Genomic DNA, 2,897 nt, shown 5'->3' on the forward strand with positions numbered 1-2,897 from the left:
TGAAGATGTATTTATTGCAGGTATCATGGAACACATCGAAGAAGCAGGTGTTCACTCAGGAGACTCTGCATGTGTAATACCTCCTCAAACAATACCTGCACATATCTTAGATGAAATTCGCGAAAACTCAACTAAATTAGCACTCGAATTGGATGTTAAAGGTTTAATGAACATTCAATATGCGGTTAAACTTGATGAGGAAATGGTTTATATTATTGAAGCAAACCCAAGAGCAAGTAGAACAGTTCCGTTTGTAAGTAAAGCTATTGGGGTGCCGCTTGCAAAAGTTGCAACTTGGATTATGCATGGAGCTAAACTAAAAGACTTCGGTTTAACAAAAGAAATTAAGATTGACCATGTTGCCGTAAAAGAGTCTGTATTCCCATTCCTTAAATTGCCGGAATCAGATACTATCTTGGGTCCGGAAATGAAATCTACAGGTGAGAGTATCGGTATTGATGAAAACTTCGGAATGGCATTTTATAAATCTCAACTTTCAGCAGGAATGGAATTGCCTAAGGAAGGTAAAATATTCTTGACTGTCAAAGAACAGGACAAGAAAAAAATCAGGCCGATTGCAGAAAAAGCGGTTAATTTAGGATTTAATATCGCTGCAACTGATGGTACAGGTAAAGCCACTGGTTTGGATGATATTGAAATAATCAAAAAAGTATCACAAGGATCTCCTAACATTAGGGATGCAATTCTAAACAAGGAAATTGATTTAATCATTAACACTTCTGAAGGAAAACAATCTGCAAAAGACGGTTATATCATCAGAAGATTGGCTATTGAACTTGGTATACCTTATGTTACCACTTTAGCCGGTGCAAGAGCAGCATTAAATGCGATTGCAGCTGTACAAAATAGTGAAATTAATGTAAAATCTTTAAATGAATATACTGATGGGGAATAATTATTCTCTATCTATTAACTTTTTTTAAAGTATAATTATTGATTGTCTTTAGACAAATTCTGATTATAACTCTTTTTTTTTAATTGTTATTTGATAAATACTCTTCAATATTGATACCGCATGATGGACATTCTGTTGCATTAATCTCCAGTCTACTTTTACATCTTGGGCAGAAGTTTAATTTAACTTCATATTCTTTTGTAGGATCAATAACAATATTGACTTCAATTTTTTCACAGACATTTGTTTTTAATATGGTTTCATCCCAATTATTGTCCATTAATATCTTTTTATAATAGAATGCTTCTGTCATTGTATCATAATAATCTATTATATCTTTCCCTTTTTGGATGTAGAATTTACGTAGTTTATGGTCAAATAAGATTTCTCCTTCCCTTTCTTTTTTGTTGACCTTCATTCCTTTGATACGGCCTTTTGGTCTTTTTTCGGGAAATGGGGGTAATTCCATATGTTCATATTTGTTTTCCAGGTCACATTCAACAAGTAAATCATAATCGAAATTGCAAAAAAATAGAGCATCTCTTTCGTATAATGCGTCAGATAACTTTTTAAACTCCCCATAATCTTTATTATTATGTTTAACTCTGTAAACATTTCCAGTTTTTACAATATTCCTGTAAAAATAACGTATTTCTTGAGAGTTAATAAAATCATCCCCCTAAAAAAGATGGCATTCAAGTTGAAAAGTATTCAATGTTTATTTTTAAATTGTTGACATGGATAATATTAGTTTAATATTACTACTTTCGATTTAATATATTTTTCATAATTTTGCTTGGATACAACAAGTTCTGTTGAATTTCATTTTAATAACAAAATTTATTAATAAAAAAAATTAGATTTTCCTTTAATGTTTACTATAACTAATGCAATCATATTAAAAGGCCAAAATTTGACCATAAAAAAAGAGAATATCGTCGTTGATGATGGCATAATCATAGAAATTGGAAAAGAGTCTAAGGAAGGTAAAATAATTGATGTTGATGGTGCAGTAGTTTGCCCTTCATTTATTAATGCCCATACTCACATTGGTGATTCAATTATTAAAGATGAAGGTTATGGCTTATCATTAAGTGAAATGGTCAAACCTCCGAATGGAGTTAAACACGTTGCATTAGCAAATGCTGCTGATGAGGACATAATATCTGCAATGAAATCCAGTATGTGGGAAATGGTGGAAAGCGGAACAACTCATTTTATTGATTATAGGGAAGGCGGTGTTAAAGGCGTAAAGCTTTTGAAAAAAGCCGCTTTAGATATTCCAATTAAACCCATTATTTTGGGAAGGGATGATAGTTTTTATGGTGATGACCCGGATTTAAAAAAGGTTAAAATTGCTATTCGCAAACTTTTAAAATTTGCTGATGGTATTGCTCCAAGCGGTTTTGGAGAAGTCACAGGGGATGTCGCTAATCTGATTGTTGAAGAATGCGAAAAGCAAGGTAAAATTTCATCAATTCATGTTGCAGAATCCGAGTCAAATCAAATCGAGTCATTAAATAAAATCAAAAAAACGGAGATCATGTGTGGTGTTGAGTCAGGATTTGGTCAATTAGTTCATTTAACTAATCCAAAAAATGATGATTTAAATTTGGTTTCAAAATCAGGTCAAAATGTTGTAGTTTGCCCTAGAGCTAATGCAACATTAAATGTTGGTGTGGCTCCTTTAAACAAAATGCTAAGTTTGGATATCAAACCATTGATTGGAACTGACAATGTAATGCTTAATTCTCCAAATATGTTTAGGGAGCTAGAATTTAGCTTAAAGGTAATGTCTGTCTGTTATAAAAAGTATATTGACCCTAAAGATTTATTAAAGATGGCAACAACCAATGTCTGTGAGAGCGGTATTAATGATGTTGTTGGAAAATCAGCAATCGATGTGGGTAATCCTGCGGAGTTTATAGTGTCAAATTCTTTTTCTATTGATCCATATTTAAATATGATAAATAGGTGTGAA

At 32.2% G+C, this 2,897-nt stretch carries 2 protein-coding genes and 1 pseudogene; 2 read left to right on the plus strand and 1 reads right to left on the minus strand.

What is annotated here, in order from left to right:
• Nucleotides 1–916, plus strand: a pseudogene (locus Q4Q55_RS10165) (carbamoyl-phosphate synthase large subunit); the annotation flags it as partial.
• 79 nt (nt 917–995) lie between these two features.
• On the opposite strand, the gene Q4Q55_RS10170 reads toward Q4Q55_RS10165, so the two are convergent.
• The gene (locus Q4Q55_RS10170) at nt 996–1,385 is read right to left on the minus strand and encodes a hypothetical protein (RefSeq protein ID WP_303372689.1); all 390 of its coding nucleotides are present in this window, start codon (nt 1,383–1,385) and stop codon (nt 996–998) included.
• Nucleotides 1,386–1,787: 402 nt separating this feature from the next.
• Between Q4Q55_RS10170 and Q4Q55_RS10175 the strand changes: the two genes are divergently transcribed.
• Nucleotides 1,788–2,897 (plus strand): amidohydrolase family protein (locus Q4Q55_RS10175; protein ID WP_303372690.1); only part of this gene is annotated, 1,110 nt, incomplete at its 3' end.

Origin of the sequence: Methanobrevibacter sp. (assembly GCF_030539555.1) — an archaeon.
Taxonomy (GTDB): domain Archaea; phylum Methanobacteriota; class Methanobacteria; order Methanobacteriales; family Methanobacteriaceae; genus Methanocatella.

What these genes read in the sequence shown, in the direction of transcription:
- Q4Q55_RS10170 (WP_303372689.1), bottom strand. Translation starts at nt 1,385, where the DNA reads ATGGAATTACCCCCATTTCCCGAAAAAAGACCAAAAGGCCGTATCAAA.